Annotated in this window: 12 protein-coding genes and 1 pseudogene; 2 read left to right on the plus strand and 11 right to left on the minus strand. The window is 49.1% G+C overall.

The features are described 5' to 3' along the window. Window positions 1–1,313 (minus strand): cadherin-like domain-containing protein (locus RM811_RS03440; RefSeq protein WP_402520786.1); only part of this gene is annotated, 1,313 nt, incomplete at its 3' end. Between the two features lie 575 nt (window positions 1,314–1,888). On the opposite strand from RM811_RS03440, the gene RM811_RS03445 reads away from it, so the two are divergent. Then, the gene (locus RM811_RS03445; RefSeq protein WP_402520788.1) at window positions 1,889–2,218 is read left to right on the plus strand and encodes a hypothetical protein; all 330 of its coding nucleotides are present in this window, start codon (window positions 1,889–1,891) and stop codon (window positions 2,216–2,218) included. A gap of 27 nt (window positions 2,219–2,245) precedes the next feature. Here the strand turns inward: RM811_RS03445 and RM811_RS03450 are convergent, their stop codons facing one another. From RM811_RS03450 to ahpC, 7 genes and pseudogenes are all read right to left on the minus strand, one after another. After that, window positions 2,246–4,450: a YgiQ family radical SAM protein gene (locus RM811_RS03450; RefSeq protein ID WP_402520789.1), complete on the minus strand. Its 2,205-nt coding sequence runs from the start codon at window positions 4,448–4,450 to the stop codon at window positions 2,246–2,248. Between the two features lie 156 nt (window positions 4,451–4,606). Further along, window positions 4,607–6,193, minus strand: a complete 1,587-nt coding sequence (locus tag RM811_RS03455) for a long-chain fatty acid--CoA ligase (protein WP_402520791.1) — start codon at window positions 6,191–6,193, stop codon at window positions 4,607–4,609. A gap of 88 nt (window positions 6,194–6,281) precedes the next feature. Then, complete coding sequence (locus RM811_RS03460; RefSeq protein WP_402520793.1) at window positions 6,282–8,663, minus strand: DNA polymerase II; 2,382 nt, start codon at window positions 8,661–8,663, stop codon at window positions 6,282–6,284. A 171-nt stretch (window positions 8,664–8,834) separates the two neighbouring features. After that, window positions 8,835–9,096, minus strand: a pseudogene (locus RM811_RS03465) (Txe/YoeB family addiction module toxin). Continuing rightward, a complete protein-coding gene (locus RM811_RS03470; RefSeq protein ID WP_402520795.1) occupies window positions 9,093–9,335 on the minus strand; it encodes a type II toxin-antitoxin system Phd/YefM family antitoxin in 243 nt (80 codons plus the stop codon). Before RM811_RS03470 ends, RM811_RS03465 begins: the two are co-directional and overlap by 4 nt. Before the next feature lie 183 nt (window positions 9,336–9,518). Next, complete coding sequence (gene ahpF, locus RM811_RS03475; protein ID WP_402520797.1) at window positions 9,519–11,135, minus strand: alkyl hydroperoxide reductase subunit F; 1,617 nt, start codon at window positions 11,133–11,135, stop codon at window positions 9,519–9,521. A 181-nt stretch (window positions 11,136–11,316) separates the two neighbouring features. Then, window positions 11,317–11,886 carry an alkyl hydroperoxide reductase subunit C gene (ahpC, locus tag RM811_RS03480; protein WP_402520799.1) on the minus strand — a complete coding sequence of 190 codons (570 nt, stop codon included), beginning with the start codon at window positions 11,884–11,886 and terminating at the stop codon, window positions 11,317–11,319. Between the two features lie 151 nt (window positions 11,887–12,037). Between ahpC and RM811_RS03485 the strand changes: the two genes are divergently transcribed. After that, window positions 12,038–12,796: a sulfite exporter TauE/SafE family protein gene (locus RM811_RS03485; protein ID WP_402520801.1), complete on the plus strand. Its 759-nt coding sequence runs from the start codon at window positions 12,038–12,040 to the stop codon at window positions 12,794–12,796. Window positions 12,797–12,815: 19 nt separating this feature from the next. Here RM811_RS03485 and RM811_RS03490 read toward each other — a convergent pair whose 3' ends face one another. The 3 genes from RM811_RS03490 to RM811_RS03500 all read right to left on the minus strand — a co-directional run. Next, on the minus strand, window positions 12,816–13,985 hold the full coding sequence (locus tag RM811_RS03490) for a hypothetical protein (protein WP_402520803.1): 1,170 nt from the start codon (window positions 13,983–13,985) through the stop codon (window positions 12,816–12,818). Window positions 13,986–14,581: 596 nt separating this feature from the next. Beyond that, window positions 14,582–15,307 (minus strand): hypothetical protein, encoded by a 726-nt coding sequence (locus RM811_RS03495; RefSeq protein ID WP_402520805.1) that lies wholly within the window; start codon window positions 15,305–15,307, stop codon window positions 14,582–14,584. 218 nt (window positions 15,308–15,525) lie between these two features. Next, window positions 15,526–16,909: DUF1329 domain-containing protein (locus RM811_RS03500; protein WP_402520807.1), on the minus strand; the 1,384-nt coding region annotated here is incomplete at its 5' end.

Raw genomic sequence — 16,909 nt, forward strand, 5'->3', positions numbered from 1 at the left:
ACCGTGCCCTGTTCTGGCGGGACATCCACCGACAGGATGGTCGGGGTCTCCGTCGTATCGTCACTGACCCCGGCCAGCAGTGCCTCTTCCGTGATCTCAATGGTTCCGCCCTCACTGCCACTGAAGGTCGGCACCTGGGCCGGATCGATTACCGGGGCATCGTCATCGGTATTGGTAACAGTGACGGTGGTGGTACCGGTGGTGGTCTGGGTGCCGTCGGATGCCTCAAAGCTGATCTCCGCCTCACCATTGAAATCCGGGGCTGGCGTATAAATCCATTGACCATCATCCCCCCGGGTTACCGTGCCCTGTTCTGGCGGGACATCCACGGACAGGATGGTCGGGGTCTCCGTCGTATCGTCACTGACCCCGGCCAGCAGTGCCTCTTCCGTGATCTCAATGGTTCCGCCCTCACTGCCACTGAAGGTCGGTAGCCGGGCCGGATCGATCACCGGGGCATCGTCATCGGTATTGGTAACAGTAACGGTGGTGGTACCGGTGGTGGTCTGGGTGCCGTCAGACACCTCAAAGCTGATCTCCGCCTCACCACTGAAATCCGGGGCTGGTGTATAAATCCATTGGCCATCATCCCCCTGGGTTACCGTGCCCTGTTCTGGTGGGACATCCACCGACAGGATGGTCGGCGTATCGGTCGTATCGTCGGTAACACCCACCAGCAGTTCCGCGGCGGTGATAGAAACCGTCCCGCCTTCACTGGTACTAAATACCGGTGTCTGTGCCGGGTCGATTACGGGGGAAGCATTGTCTGTATTGGAAAGGGTAAATACTTCATCTTTTGGAGTTATTCTATTTAAGGCAAACTGACGCTGTTTATCCGGTTGGGAAGCATCGTCGTCAGAAAACCTGTTAATAATGTAAAAGGCCGAAGCATCCTCACGATTAATAATGAAGGGAAGCTCAGGTCCCGAGTCACTGTACTGAGGTTCATCTTCAGCTACCTCCCCAGACTCTGTGGCAGGCAACACTGCTATCTGCTCAGCATCATCCAATTGTTCCAATTGAGGTTTGACAGCCAATTCCTCATTACCTTCATCACCGGTAATAAAGAAATCAATACCGAGAAATTCCTTATTTAAAATAGTGCTCGTCTGGCCATCAACTGATACCTGTTGATTATTAATTAATTGAAGTAATACAGTACCTCCATTAGCGATGACCTGATCATTCAGATATACCGCCCCCCCCGCTTTAAGTGCGCTCCGGGTACCATCCGGCAATAGCACAAAAGCCTCGCCCTGAACGTCTGAGGCAAAACCAATAAGAGTCCTGTTTCCAGAATCAGCTCCATTCATTATTCTGTCTCTGCCAAACGCTAACTGGATATTTTAGATTTTTTGGTATCTATTAAATTCTAGCCTTTGGAGGACGGTCGCACGTTTTTAATACACAATACTTCCCCTGCATCACCAGACCTGAACCAATAACCTGATAAACATGGGTACTACGCCAAAAATCCATCAGGAATTGAGAGTCAAAATCCGATTCATCCGGTGATTCACTACATTAAACATCTACATGAATTGAAGAAACACCCCGACTGATTAAGATAATTCAGCCACACATTGAAGCTTCCAGCGATTCTATCAATACATCATGTTGAATTATTCTGGCATCATCGAGAGCACTGTCACCCCGGTGATCCGTTAAATCAGCGCTGCAATACGAAGTGCCATCCGTTGGTCGTAATCAGCCATATTCAAATCCAGATTCTGCCAGAAAGACACTGAATGCAGCTGATGCCCCCGGAGCTGGCAGCCCAGAAGTACGACGACAGAAACACAGGTAAGCGATGAAAACCAATCCTGCCGCCGAATAATTTAGCCACTAAACTGAACACTGTTTTCTCTCGCTGTCATTGAGTCCCCTTATGATCAAACACTCAGCAATCGGACTATTAGTCTTCGTCCTGTTCGTTATGGTTGCCTGTCAGTCTGTCCATGTGCCACCTGAGGACAGGCCCCCATCGGAGCCAACAACCACTCCGGAAAATACGCTCTATACGGATATGACGACCTACGGTCAGGACATGGGATGCGGTGCTGCAATAAGAAATGTCGGCTTGCCAGAGGCCGGTTGGGAGCAAGCTCCCTCCCTGCCAGGCACTTATGAAGAGTATCTCGGTGGCTGGCGAGAGGGGTTCAACAAATGCCGAATAGGACTGGGGCCTGTGGTGCCCCCTGATGGAGTTTATCCATAGACATTTTCCAGAGCCCTGCCAGGCAGTCTACCTGCGGCGCCCTTTTTTCTGCCCACCGGAAGTACTTTTTCCAGTTTTAGCAGAACGATTATCCCACTGACCTCCCCTGGCTTTCTGGAAAGTACTCGATGTGTTCACTCTCTGCCCGGACCTTCTCTGCCCTTTATTTTCTTCTTCCGGCACCAGTTGATGTTTACCAGGGCCAATCAGGTCTGAACGGTTCATATCCCGCAACGCCTGACGAAGAAATGGCCAGTTCTTGGCATCGTGATAACGGAGAAAGGCCTTCTGTAAACGACGCTGATCGATGGTTCTTGGCGTGTAGAGGCGAGGGCTTTTATAGCTGACCCGTTTCAACGGGTTTTTCTCCGAATGATACATCGCCGTCGCCAGAGACATAGGCGATGGATAAAAGGTCTGCACCTGATCAACCCGGAATTTATTCTTTTTCAGCCATAAAGAAAGGTTCAACATGTCTTCATCTTCACAACCGGGATGAGCGGCAATAAAGTAAGGAATCAGATATTGCTTCTTACCCGCCTTCCGGGAGAAGTGTTCAAACATCTTTTTAAAGGCGTCATAAGTGCCCATCTCTGGTTTCATCATCAGGTCCAGAGTGCCCTTCTCGGTATGTTCCGGAGCAATCTTCAGATAGCCACCCACATGATGGGTGACCAGTTCTTCGACGTATTCCGGATCTTCCACCGCCAGGTCATAACGCAGGCCGGAGGCAATCGAGATTTTCTTAATGCCCGGAATGGCCCGGGCTTTTCGATAAAGCTCCGTTGTCTGCTTATGGGACGTCTTCAGGTTTTTACAGATCCCCGGAAAAACACAGGATAACCGCCGACAACTTGCCTGAATTTTGTCATCCTTACAGTTCAGGTCGTACATATTCGCCGTTGGGCCACCCAGATCAGAAATCTGGCCGGTAAAGCCCGGCACCTTATCACGGATATCTTCCAGCTCTGCCAGCACAGACTCATGGGAGCGGCTCTGTATGACTCGCCCCTCATGTTCTGTAATCGAACAGAAGCTGCAGCCGCCAAAACAGCCCCTCATGATATTGACCGAGGTCTTGATCATGTCGTAAGCCGGGATTTTGGTATTACCATAAGACGGGTGTGGACGACGCTGGAAAGACAGGTCAAAGACACCATCAAGCTCCGGGGTCTCCAGAGGAATAGGCGGTGGATTAACCCAGAGTTCACGGTTGCCATGTTTCTGCACCAGTACCCGGGCATTGTGGGGATTGGATTCCTGATGCAACACTCTGGAGGCATGGGCATACAATGCAGGGTCATTATGGACCTTTTCAAACGAAGGCAGTCGTATACAGGTGGTTTCCGAATTCAACTGTTCAGCACGATGCAATGGCATGGGTATGATCCGAACCGGCTGAACTTCATCATTATTGGATGCACTCTGCTCAGTCTGGCAACTCTCCTCTTCCCTGTACTCATAAGGACTTGAGCCAAACGCTTCCTGCAACGAGCTGATTTCCCGTGGCCAGTCTATCCGTGAAGAATCGAGCTCGGTCCAGCCACCGGGCACTTCAGGCTTGACCACAACCGTACCACGAACATCATCAATATCACGGATATTGACACCCGCCGCCAGCCGGTCAGCCACTTCAGCCATCGCTCTCTCGGCATTGCCGTAAAGCAGGATTTCTGCCGTCGCATCCACCAGCACCGAACGCCTGACCTCATCACTCCAGTAATCATACTGGGCTATACGACGAAGGCTTGCTTCAATACCACCCAGAATAACGGGCACATCACTGTATGCTTCCTTACAACGCTGACTGTAAACAGTCACCGCCCGATCCGGCCGCTTGCCCGGTTCTGCATTGGGCGTATAGGCATCATCATTACGCACTTTCAGATCCGCCGTGTACCGGTTGATCATCGAGTCCATATTGCCCGCCGTCACTCCAAAAAACAGATTCGGTTTACCCAGTTGTTTAAAGGCTCCGGCATTGCGCCAGTCCGGCTGGGCAATAATCCCCACCCGAAACCCCTGGGACTCCAGAAAACGGCCAATCACCGCCATACCAAAACTGGGGTGGTCTACATAAGCATCGCCAGTAACAATAATAATGTCGCAGGAATCCCAGCCGAGATCGTCCATCTCCTGACGGGACATGGGCAGATAAGGGGCTGTGCCATAACACTCTGCCCAGTATTTGGGGTATGAAAACAGGTCTGGGGCAGTCTTTGGTGTTGGCATGGATTCTTCAGTGCAGTGGTAAAAACCGACTATTCTCACAGAAATCGTCAATGAGTCCTACCCCGGTTTTTCAACGCCACACTGATGGATCGCCATAAACCAATAAGCAGAACTGGTAGAAACCGGTTCCATCACCGGGGAAAAGCCGAACTGCGATTACTTTTTATGCTCCCCTTGCACCCATTCCCTTAACTCCCTTTTCAGCACTTTTCCGGTAGCACTCACCGGGAACTCCTGAAAAACACGGACATATCGGGGGTATTTATAATCCCCCAACTGCTGGCGGGCCCAGGTTTTTACCAGTTCTGGAGACAACTCACAGCCTTCACGCAAGATCAGGCAGGCCATAATCTCTTCCACATAGTAATCATCGGGCACACCAATCACCGCAGCCTGCATGATATCGGGATGAGCCAACAGCACTTCTTCCACCTCACGAGGATATACGTTAAAACCACCGCGGATAATCAGGTCTTTCTTACGGTCAACAATAAAATAGTTACCGGCCTCATCACATCGGGCAATATCGCCGGTATGAAACCAGCCATTTTTGATCACCCCGGCCGTCTGTTCCGGCTGGTTAAAATACCCTTTCATAACATTGTGCCCACGAATGGCCAGCTCGCCATCCTGACCATGGGATAAAGTACTGCCATCTTCACCGACTATTCTCAAAGCCACTCCCGGGATAGGCCGACCAATAGAACCGGGAATACGTTCCTGATCCAACGTATTAAAGCAGGCAACCGGTGAAGTTTCCGAGAGCCCATATCCTTCCAGAAGCGTCACTTTGAAATTCGTTTCAAATGACTTCAACACTTCCACCGGCATTGGCCCCCCGCCACTGATACAAAGCCTGAGCTTCCCGGTAATGGCTTGCCGGAGACTTTCACCCGGCTGAAGGCTCTTAGCCAGTGAATCTGCCTGAGCATTGAGGGCAATATACATGGTAGGAACACCGGCAAAAAAAGTTACCGATTCCTGAGCCAGCAACTGCAGGCATTGCTCAGCATCAAAGCGCACCATCAACACCATGGTCGACGCTGAAACCACGGCGTGAAGCATATGACCGGTCTGGGCAAAGACATGGAAAAGTGGCAACGCCACCAGATGAGTATCATGAATATTGGTCGCCATCACCGTTGAGCAGGCTAATGCGTTCATGGACAGATTATGGTGTGTCAGTTCAGCCCCTTTGGGTTTGCCGGTTGTCCCGGAAGTGTAGAGAATAGCGGCCGTATCATCCGCAGCCCGCTCCCGGGGAATGGTCAGGGGATCACTGGACAAAAGGGTCGCCAGCGCAGGCTGATCCTGCCAGTTTTCTGCAGCCAAATCTCCGGTAATCGCAAAAAAGTGCAGACAGCATTCCACCTGATTAAAGGCTTTCAGCCCCCGCTGCCCAAGGGGGAGTTCGCTGGAGCCCTCAAAACAGAAAAAAGCCACCGCCTGGCTATCGGTCAGGTGATAGGCGATTTCCTTTTGCTTCAGAAGAATATTGAGAGGCACCACCACGGCACCGGCGCTGAGAATACCGAAATAGACCATCAAAAACTGGGGAATATTCGGACAACTCATGGCCACCCGGTCCCCCGGCCTGATGCCTTTTTGTTGCAACCCTTCAGCAATTTTTGCCGCCGCGTCCGTCAGCTCCTGATAACTGATGCGAAGGTCGCCAAAAACAATGGCAGTTTTATCAGGATAAACAGCAGCATTCCGATAAAGAAAATCAGCAAGATTGGACATTGAAGCAACCACTCTGAACAGGAACGTAAAACATCATCACCCATCAGAAAATAGTTACCCGTCATTAAAAACTCAAACCATGGATTATTTAAAACAGGCTGGATTGAGAGGTAATAATTTTTTCAAAATCCAGATTTACAAAGGGCAGGATACCATCCGCAATGGGTTTCAGCTGTTTGGTCACATAATGGTCGTAGTCAATAACGCTGTTTAAATAGTCCAGGGGCTCCGGGCCATTCATGGTAAAAACATATTGAACAGAACCCCGGTTCTGGTATTGCAGGGGTTTGCCTGCCGCCCGGTTCTGTTCATCCGCCATACGGGCAGCGCGCACCTGGGGGGGCACATTTTTCACATAATCATTTAAACGACGGCGTAATCGTTTTTTATAAACCAGCTGGTCATCCTTTTCACCCTGTTGCACTGCATTAACCGTATCCAGAATATAAACAGAGGGGTCACCACCAGCAAACACCCGTTGCAGTAGCTCTGCCTGAAACTTTCGGGCCAGGGGTGTCCAGTCTGACCGGACAGCTTCAAGCCCTTTGCAAACCAGTTCGTCACCGGTTTTACCCACTTTCAAACCGGCATAACGTTTCTTGCTACCGGTTTCGGACCCGCGGATAGTCGGCATCAGAAAACGTCGATAGTGCGTTTCATATTCCATTTCCAGATAACAAGTAAGTCCCAGAGAGTCTTTTAACAAACCCTGCCAGCGACGATTAATATCGGTTGCCAGCTGTTGTCCTATTTGTTCAGCCTCCTTATGGGAAAGGCTTTCATCCAGAAGAATAAAGATAGAATCCGTATCCCCGTAAATCACCTGATGCCCTTGCTCTTCAACCCACTGTGAAGTCTGCTGCATGATTTCATGGCCGCGCAAAGTGATAGAGCTGGCCAGACGGGTATCGTAAAATCGACAACCTCCGGAACCCAGTACTCCATAAAAAGAATTCATCAGGATTTTAATCGCCTGTGAACGGGCGTTGTCATGCTCTGCTTTAGCCTGGTCCCGCTGTTGCCAGAGCTGAGTAATAATCTCCGGCAGAAAATGACGTTCTCTGGAAAAGAATGCACCTTTAAAACCGGGAATAGCGTCATCCCGATGGTTTAACCCCTCCACCAGCCCCAGGGGATCGACTTTAAATGTACGAATAATGGATGGGTACAGGCTTTTAAAATCCAGTACCAGTACATTGTTGTATAAGCCAGGCAGCGACTCCATCACATAACCACCGGGCGAGGCCAGGCCACCGTCTTCCGGAAGATTTGGCGCGATATAACCGGCACGGTGCAGTTTCGGAAGGTAGAGATTGGTGAAGGCCTGTACTGAACCGCCGATACGATCCAGTTCCAGCCCGGTCAGTTCACTGCGTAACCGGAGAAAGTCCAGCAGTCGTGTTTTCTCAAAAATCTCCGTTACCAGACGGCAGTCTTCCAGATTGTACTTTGCCAGCTTCTGCTTATTGTGATGAAAATCGTGAGTAATAGCGCTCAATCGATTACTGACATCGTCAATGGCTTTTCCCTTACCCAGCAACTCCCGGGCAACGGACTCAAGACTAAAGCTGTCAAACTGCCAGGTGGCTGACTTAAGGGCATCAATTCCATCAATCACCATTCGCCCGGGGATTGAAACATACCCCTGACCAGGTTCAGTACTTCGTTCCCGCCAACGGCCAGCTTGTCGGCCTCTGCCCAACTTCAGGGGCATTCGATACAGGGCAGCCCGCTTCAGCAATAAGCGAAAATCAAAGTTGATAACATTCCAGCCAATAAACAGGTCCGGGTCATACTGTGCAACCTGCTCTTCCAATGCCTCAAGCAGAGCCCGCTCATCAGCGACCCAATGAATATCCAGCGGTCCATCAGATACAGGTTCTATCGGCTCAGGAGCTGGAGGCTCTCCAATCATCAATACAGTCGCAAGCCCTTCACCAAAGAGTCCGATGGAATAGAGTTCACCTCTGACAGAGCACTCAACATCCAGAGAAATCAACCGGAATGATGGCGTATATTGAGCTGGCCGAACACGAGCCTGACGATACTCAATGTAGCCGTTGCGCTGAATGGGATCACCGGTAAACTCCAGGGGACCATAGATAAAGCGCTCCATCAGATAGCGGTCATGGAGGCGAAGATCGGCTTCATATATTGGCAAGGACTCAGAACTGAGCAACCGACGAGCCCGCTGACTGCTATCAATAGTATTGAAATAAAGAGCAGCAACTCGCTGATGATGAAATGTAGTTAACTCAAGGTCGCGGAAAGAAAAAGTAACCCGGGCGTGATTAAGCAACTTTCTGGCTTGCTCTAAAGCAGGCGTTTCCACAAACAAAACTGGCTGTTCTCCTTCTATAACCAGACACACTGGCTGATCGTCGGTCACCACCCAAAGCACAATTTCAGTACAGTTACGACGGTCGGAACTCTGCCTGGTTAATAGAAAACCTTTTTGTCCTGTTGCCATATTCCTGAGTTTTAAAAAACCGTGATCGCTGCATCATACCCTGTTTCAGACGTATTTTTAAAACCGGGGTCATGATTCTGGACGATCTTTAATCCTATTCAATGGTGAGTAAGAGAATTGCCAGAGATAACGGGTAGTTTTCAGTTGTCAGAGATCAAGTTTAACTGCCAACTAATCATAATGTGTCCACATCCTGATAATCTTGACCGTTTTCTCTTTTTTCAGTATCTGGTAAACCAACCGATGCTGAATATTAATCCTCCTTGATAAAGCACCGTAAAGGTCTCCAATCAGCTTTTCATAAGGTGGTGGGGTTTGAAATGGATTATCCGCCAGTATTTGCAATAGTGTTTCAACGTTGGACTTTAAGCCGCCGCACGTGTTTTTTTGCGTCCTTCCGGGCTTGCCAAGTGTACACCAGTGTCCAGCTCACCATCCTGGCTCTTCATTGCAGTCTGAAATATCACTGGCTAATCCTTCACGAATGGATTCTTGCATTCCCGGTACCGAGAGAAGGTGAAGTATTTCCTGAATAGCACTCCAGTCTTCTTCTGATACCAGTACGGCATTGTTACGCTTGCCGGTAATTAGCACAGGCTTATGGCTTTGGGCGGTTTCATCTATAAGCCGGTACAGATTCGCACGGGCTTCGCTGGCGCTGTATTTACTCATAGGTAGTCACCTGATTCTGTTTTTATTAATTACGTACGTAATACAGTACGTATTTTTTGACTTCGCCAGGATGATGCCGCTTCCATTGCATCATCCTGACGCTCATTTACCCTGCTATAAGGTTTTGTCCCATACATAGCCCCTGAGGATAAACCTGAGGGGCTTTCAATTTTTACAACTTATTCAAGCAGCCTGCTGTTGTTGTTGAGGCTCCGGCGTACGAATCAGATAGTCAAAAGCCCCCAGTGCGGCGTTAGCACCACTGCCCATGGCAATAATAATCTGCTTGTAAGGTGCCGTGGTCACATCACCCGCCGCAAACACACCGGGCAGCGAAGTGTTACCCTGGGCACCCACGATAATCTCACCACGAGGGGTCAGCTCAAGAGTACCTTTGAGGAATTCAGCATTGGGTATCAGGCCAATCTGAACAAAGATACCGGCCAGCTCTACCGATTGACTTTCATTCGTTGCCCGGTCGGTATAACGCAACCCGGTAACCTTCTCACCATCGCCCAGCACTTCTGTAGTCAATGCTTCGGTAATAATATCAATATTACCCATGGAGCGAGCTTTGCGCTGCAGCACCTCATCGGCTCTCAGCTTGCTGTCGAATTCCAGAACAGTGACATGTTCAACAATACCTGCAAGATCAATCGCCGCTTCAATGCCGGAGTTACCACCACCGATGACCGCAACCCTCTTACCTTTGAACAGTGGACCATCACAATGGGGACAGTAAGCGACACCTTTACCACGATATTCCTGCTCGCCTGGAACATTCATCTCTCTCCAGCGGGCACCAGTGGCAATCACCAGTGAGCGGCTCTTCAGGATTGCGCCACTTTCCAGCTCAACCTGAATCAGATCACCCACCTGCCCGGCAGCAATAATCCGGCTGGCTCGCTGCTGAGTCATGATATCAACATCATAATCCCGTACATGTTCCTCCAGACTCGCGGCCAGTTTTGGTCCTTCGGTTGCTTTTACCGAGATAAAATTCTCAATGCCAACGGTATCCATTACCTGACCACCAAAACGATCAGCCACAATACCGGTACGAATTCCCTTACGGGCACTGTAGATAGCCGAAGCCGCACCGGCTGGACCACCACCCACCACCAACACATCAAAAGGTGCTTTTTCTGAGAGCGCTTCGGCCTGACGTTTTACCGCGCCAGTATCCAGCTTATTCAGAATTTCCTGCAGGGAAATACGACCCTGGACAAACAACTCACCATTCAGATAAACCGAAGGCACTGCCATGATTTTTCTTTCATCCACCTCATCCTGAAACAGGGCACCATCAATCATCACGTTGGTAATGTTCGGATTCAGGGCAGACATGATATTCAACGCCTGAATAACATCAGGGCAGTTTTGACAGCTCAGGGAGATATAAGTCTCAAATTTATAGATTCCTGTCAGCGCCCTGACCTGGGCAGCAACCTCATCATCCACCTTAATGGGATGGCCACCACTGTGCAGCAATGCCAGTACCAGAGAAGTAAACTCATGCCCCATTGGCAGGCCGGCAAAGCGAATTTCACTGCCGGTAGCGGCAGAACGAACCAGCATCTGTGGTTTTCGCTCATTTTCATATGGAGAGTTATTCTGAGACACGGAAACACTACTGCGGTCTTTTATCGTAACCAGATCCGATAAACTGCTAATGTCGTTTGCAAGTGATGCCATTTCCCTGGACTTATTACTGTCATCCAGTGACAGTACCAGCTCAACGGGCGTTTTCAGGTTCTGAAGGTAGGTTTTTAATTGAGCCTTCATGGCTGTATCTAACATGACAGTGCCTTTATATTTCTGAAATAAGAGAAAACGATGGATCATGCAGAGGCTTTGAGAATCACGATGATGCCTCTGAAAGCTGACCAGGAATTAAGGTTGATCAGAATTCCTGGTCAGCCTTGGCCATACGCCAGTCAGGACAACCGACGTATGGTTTTGGCCGAAGGACCGGGGATTGTTAAATCTTGCCGACCAGATCCAGAGAAGGAGCCAGTGTTTCTTCACCTGGCTGCCATGCCGCCGGGCAAACTTCACCGGGGTGCGCAGCAATGTGCTGGGCAGCCTGAACCTTACGAACCAGGTCTTTGGCGGAGCGACCAATGCCCAGATCGTTGGTTTCCATGGACTTGATCTCACCTTCCGGGTTGATAACAAAGGTGCCACGAAGAGCCAGGCCTTCTGCTTCAATCATCACACCAAAGTTGCGGGTGATGGTGCCGGTTGGATCGCCGATCATTGGGAACTGAATCTTTTTGATGGTGTCAGAACCATCATGCCATGCTTTATGAGTGAAGTGCGTGTCGGTAGAAACGGAGTACACTTCAACACCCATGGACTGCAGCTTTTCATGGTGATCAGCCAGATCACCCAGCTCAGTCGGGCAGACAAAGGTGAAGTCAGCCGGGTAGAAGAACACAATAGACCACTTGCCCAGCAGGCTCTGTTCAGTGACATCTACAAACTCACCCTTGTGGAAAGCAGTAGCATTGAATGGTTTGATAACGGTGTTAATCAGAGATTGAGTCATTCGGTTTTCCTATTTGGTTTGTGTTGCTGATGTGATAGAGATTAAGCCCGGCATGGCAAAAAACAAAATCAATTAAAATGATCAGGGTGATAGATTTTACCTATCATAAACCTTTCGAAAACCGAACGGTTCTGAAAATAAGGAACAGGATATGGAAGTGACCCTGTGGTCATCCGCAGTACTGGTGGTTGTAGGGGTGCTGGCGGGCATTATCAATACACTGGCCGGCGGTGGCTCCAATCTGACACTCCCGGTCCTGATGGTCATGGGCATGCCAGCAGATATTGCCAATGCCAGTAACCGGGTCGGTATCTTTCTGCAGTGCCTGACCGGCGCATTAGGATTCAGACGTCATAACCGGCTGGACAGTCGTGAAGTAGTACCAATGCTGACCCCCATTTTAATCGGCGGTCTGGCAGGCGCTATCGCCGCCTCCTTTGCACCCAACTGGATTTTAAAACCTCTATTATTGGGTGCGATGCTGACCATGACACTGATTATGGTGATTCGTCCGTCCATTATCGTGCCTCCGGAAAACGCCAGTCCCTTAAAGGTCAGTGAATCATCGGCATCGTGGTTTGGCCTTATTATTGCCGGATTTTATGGCGGCTTTGTTCAGGCTGGCGTGGGGTTTATTCTGCTGGCGGCTATTTCCGGCGTACTGCGTTATGACCTTGTCAGAGGCAATGCACTAAAGCTGGTGTGTACGCTGGCCTTTACCGCCGTGGCATTAGTTATTTTTATCGCCAGAGGCCAGATTGCATGGCTTCCTGCCCTGATTTTATCCATCGGTTATATTGCTGGTGCGCATTTCTCCGTTAAGTTTGCCATTCAGGCGAAACCGGGAACGCTGAAGAAGCTATTGCTGGTGATGACGGTTTGTGGGTGTTTTGCGGCGATGGTTTTCTGATAAGGTCTTTTAACCTGGATCATATTTCCATAACAAAAGGCAATAATTTTTTCGCTGCATCTAAATCAACCTCAATAGTTGAAGGCTCCCCTTTTTTATATTTAACACAGGGATAATTTTCCATACCTGCTGCTCTATTCAGAAGTTGCCACTGACTCCCTCCTCCCCCCAAATGATCAATTACATGAGCCTGATTACTGCAATCAACTGCTACTTTTTCCCCAGATTCTGACATGTATTTAATTCCTTCATACAACCCGCTCTTTTTAGAAAGCAGTGCCTGCAAACTTATCATCGAGATCAATGCCTGATATTGATGTTTCAAACAGTCATTAAACTGCTTCTTTATCTCAGAATCCTCTAATACATCCTCCCATCGTATCTTGTTGCACTTTCTGTTGTCCGCCCGATCTGATCTGTCATTACCCGAATGATACTGGCTTCCACCGGTTCTCTTTATGCCCCTCTTCCCATGAGTGGCCCGCACAGGATCAGTTATTCCTGTTCGACAACTATCATTTTGTTTGACAGTACTCGCAGCTGAAGTACTTTCTTTGTTATGTGAAACGGGTGAATTTTCCTGAGCACCGGGAGTTTGTTTCATCTTCTGTAAGTCATTATCTTCCAGAAAGTCGGAATCTGTCGCCAGCAACTTCGTCAGCATTGGGCACCCATTGGCATGAGAATTGATCTTCCCATCTTTTTTTAGTAGTTCACCATGGAGTGATGACACCTTCCGGCTTCGCAATTCAACCTGACTCGTATATACCAGTGCAGGTGCATCAGGTGTCTGATGAGATAGCCCTTTTGCACAGGCACCCACACGATCTTCGTTAGGTCGGATAGTCTGTTGATTTAGCATGTCAACTTCCATAGTTTGTATGCTGCGCTGGCTAAAACCCACCTTACCGGTATCAGAAGAGACTGGTGTTCCCTGATGATGTTGAACTGGAATACCGCCCTGTCCCCCAGCCATATATACTCCAGATGAATGCCCCCGGGATTGACCAGCGTGGTCACTGAGCCCGGAAATGGAATAACCCGTATCCTTGATATCCGACCCAACAGTCAGCGCCTTCGGTATTGGTGCCATATAGGCCGAAGTACTATTAACCGATTTTACATTATCTCTATTCACCCCGGCATCATTACCAGACACCGGTTTACAGGGTGAATTATCGCAATTCATCAATCCAGATCTTTCCTGTAAATACCTGGATTGCTCATGTGGGCTAACACGATAACCACCGAGCTGTGGAGGTGGTTTAGGTGTATCTGTTGGAAGTCGCCCGCCATTCCCCCCGGAAACCTTGATGGTCTCCGAATTCACTGGCGCTGAAGAAAAATGGGTCCGTCCAACATATGTAGGCAATGACATAAACCACCCGTTGAATATTTGTTTCAAAACAGACCATTTATTGACCATATATTCTTGAAATAGTTCCACCGTCCGGAATTGGCTCTTATCCTGCCCTCTGGAAAGTATGGCCCCGGAGCACAACTTGCGGCTAAAGGAATGAATCACCCTGGCTGATTTTTACAGGGTATTTTCTCGTTCCCATGCTTTTAGGCCCTGTGGGTCCTGCGTGGTAATGCATACCCGGACTCGTCGAGTGTTCCAGTCTGTATGAAAATAAGAAAAGGGACAGGCATCATGGCAAGGAGCTACCGAGAACAGGGAGCTATCCAGCACAATGAATAATTATTACAACCGGATTTAATGACGGGCAGACATCCCGTACATAAATGACTTTACGAACACAAACTTCCTGTTAAAGAAAGAATTTACTCAGATGGAAAAACTCGATGGAAATCCAAAACCCCCGGCCGGTTATAGATCTTTAACCATGATAGTTCAGAGAGCATGCCGTTTATATGGATTGAATACACATTAGTGTTCGTGTTTTCAACACAAAAAGGGTAGCCACTATTAAACCGATAAAGTTGCTGCCAAGCAAGGATAGCATTCAAACATTCAGTCACTTTAACCAGCTCATTACCACTACTCCCCTTGAGGGCTGAGGCACAATCAACACAAATATAACCGTCCCTGTCAGGATCAATCTTAATATAAGAAAACGCTGGACTCTGCACACGATTGCCCAGCAAGCACATTGCCACTTCTGCATGTAGGCACAGATTATTCTCGAAATCTGTTAAAAAAGGTACAATACAGGCTAACTGCACAGGCTCTGCCTGTACCGGACCGAAGCCTTCTGCATAGCCGGATTGGGGTTGATTAATATACGCCGGGATATTTGCTGAGGGGTCTAAATTCGGAACATAAGGCTGCGTAGCATTAAAAGGAACAATAGCTCTATTAATAACCGGAGTATTCACCTGTTCTGCAAAAGATGAATAGCCAGAAATGATCATTGGTTGAACCGGCATAAAACTGACACACCCACGACGGTCAACAACAGGCAGCATATCACTGGCAGCACTACGCTCACTCCCTGGTGAATATTCAAACGAATTGTATACATTTCCTCCGAATATCTGGCTAATCATCAGTAACACCCACTTATCAATCCCTCTCAAACACCGAATAAGACTCTGATCGAAATCTAGTCGCCAATATCCACTTTCACAATAAAAAAAGAACTAGCGGAGGAACAATGTGATTATCAAGCCAACCTGAAGCCATGCGCGAGGAACAATTCGATAGACAAAAAAAGGCCGGAGCAAGCTCCGGCCAAAAACTTTCATGAGATCATCACGAAAGTCTGTTAACGAACCCCAAGCTTCTTCAGGGTTGAAGAGGTGAAGTAAGAAAGTTCTTTCTGCTCACGGTTAACCACCATTGGTGGGTGCGGGTTACGCAATTCGTTGGCAAAGTACTCTCTTGAGATCAGATCGTGGTGGATGGTAGAACGACGGTCCATGCCTGGCATATCAAACAGGTTGACCGAGTTCACCATGGTGGTACGCCACAACTCATCGCGGTTATCGTACTGGTCGATAGCGATAGGGTTCCACTGATCTTCATCGACAAACAGAACACGAGTTTTGTAAACATTACGCTCGCCTTCCTTCAGCTCGGCCTTGACCACCCAGACCCGGTGCAGTTCATAACGCATAAACTCAGGGTTAGGATGACCTTTGGTCAGCAGTTCATCGAGGCTGACATCCGGGCTTTCAAAACGATAGGCGTTGTAGGGAATGTACATCTCCTGCTTGCCAACCAGCGTCCAGTTGTACTTATCGGTGGCACCGTTAAAGCCGTAGGACTCATCGGTGGTGCGCCAGTTACCCAGACCCGCCGGTGAATCATACTTTACCGTAGGCGCCCGACGTACACGACGAATTCCCGGTGTATAACTCCAGGCAGCACGAGGCTCAACACTCTGGTTAACAAATTCATGAACCAGGATGGTTTTGCCTTTTTCCCGGGTCGGTGCCAGCGCTTTAATAATAGAAGCGGAACGGGGAAGGTCTTCTTTCTGGAAGGTTTCAAAATCCAGATCCGGATTAAAGTAAGGTGCTATCCGGGTGAAATTGCTGACCCCTTCCAGACGACTGCCATTACGATAAACCACCGCGTCCGTGATCCGATAATCCGAGAAATAAGGCCAGTTATTAAAGGCCATATTCCAGATCACTTCCAGCGGCCCCCGGGGGATTGGGAATGGCACACTGCCAAACGCTTTCACAACCCCATTGCCGTCTGGTGTCAGCTCGGCACGGGTGGCATTGGCCTGAACCTGCTTGATGCTGAAATCAGAATACATGGCATCCCGATGGGTAGGATAGACCGGCATTTTAAACGTCTCCGGGTACGTTTTAAACAGCGACTTCATGCCCGGCGTCAGCTTATCCTGATACTGATCCATGTTCTCAGCGGTGATGACAAACAGCGGTTTTTCATCAGCGTAAGGGTCTGGATAGTGACCACCAGTCTTATAGCTGGCCGGTGGCTGGAAGTCAGGATTCCAGGCTGGAATCGTGCCTTCGGCATTGCCCGCCATCTCGGCACCAAAGGGTGTCAGGTCCTTACCCAGACGGGCAGCTTCCTGCTCACTGACTTTGGCAGATACAGATGTGGCCAGCAGAGTCATCCCTGCCATGGTCACAGCCAGTAAAGATTTTGTTATTTTCATTATTATCTCTCCA

The organism is Endozoicomonas sp., assembly GCF_031844845.1.
Classification (GTDB): domain Bacteria; phylum Pseudomonadota; class Gammaproteobacteria; order Pseudomonadales; family Endozoicomonadaceae; genus Endozoicomonas.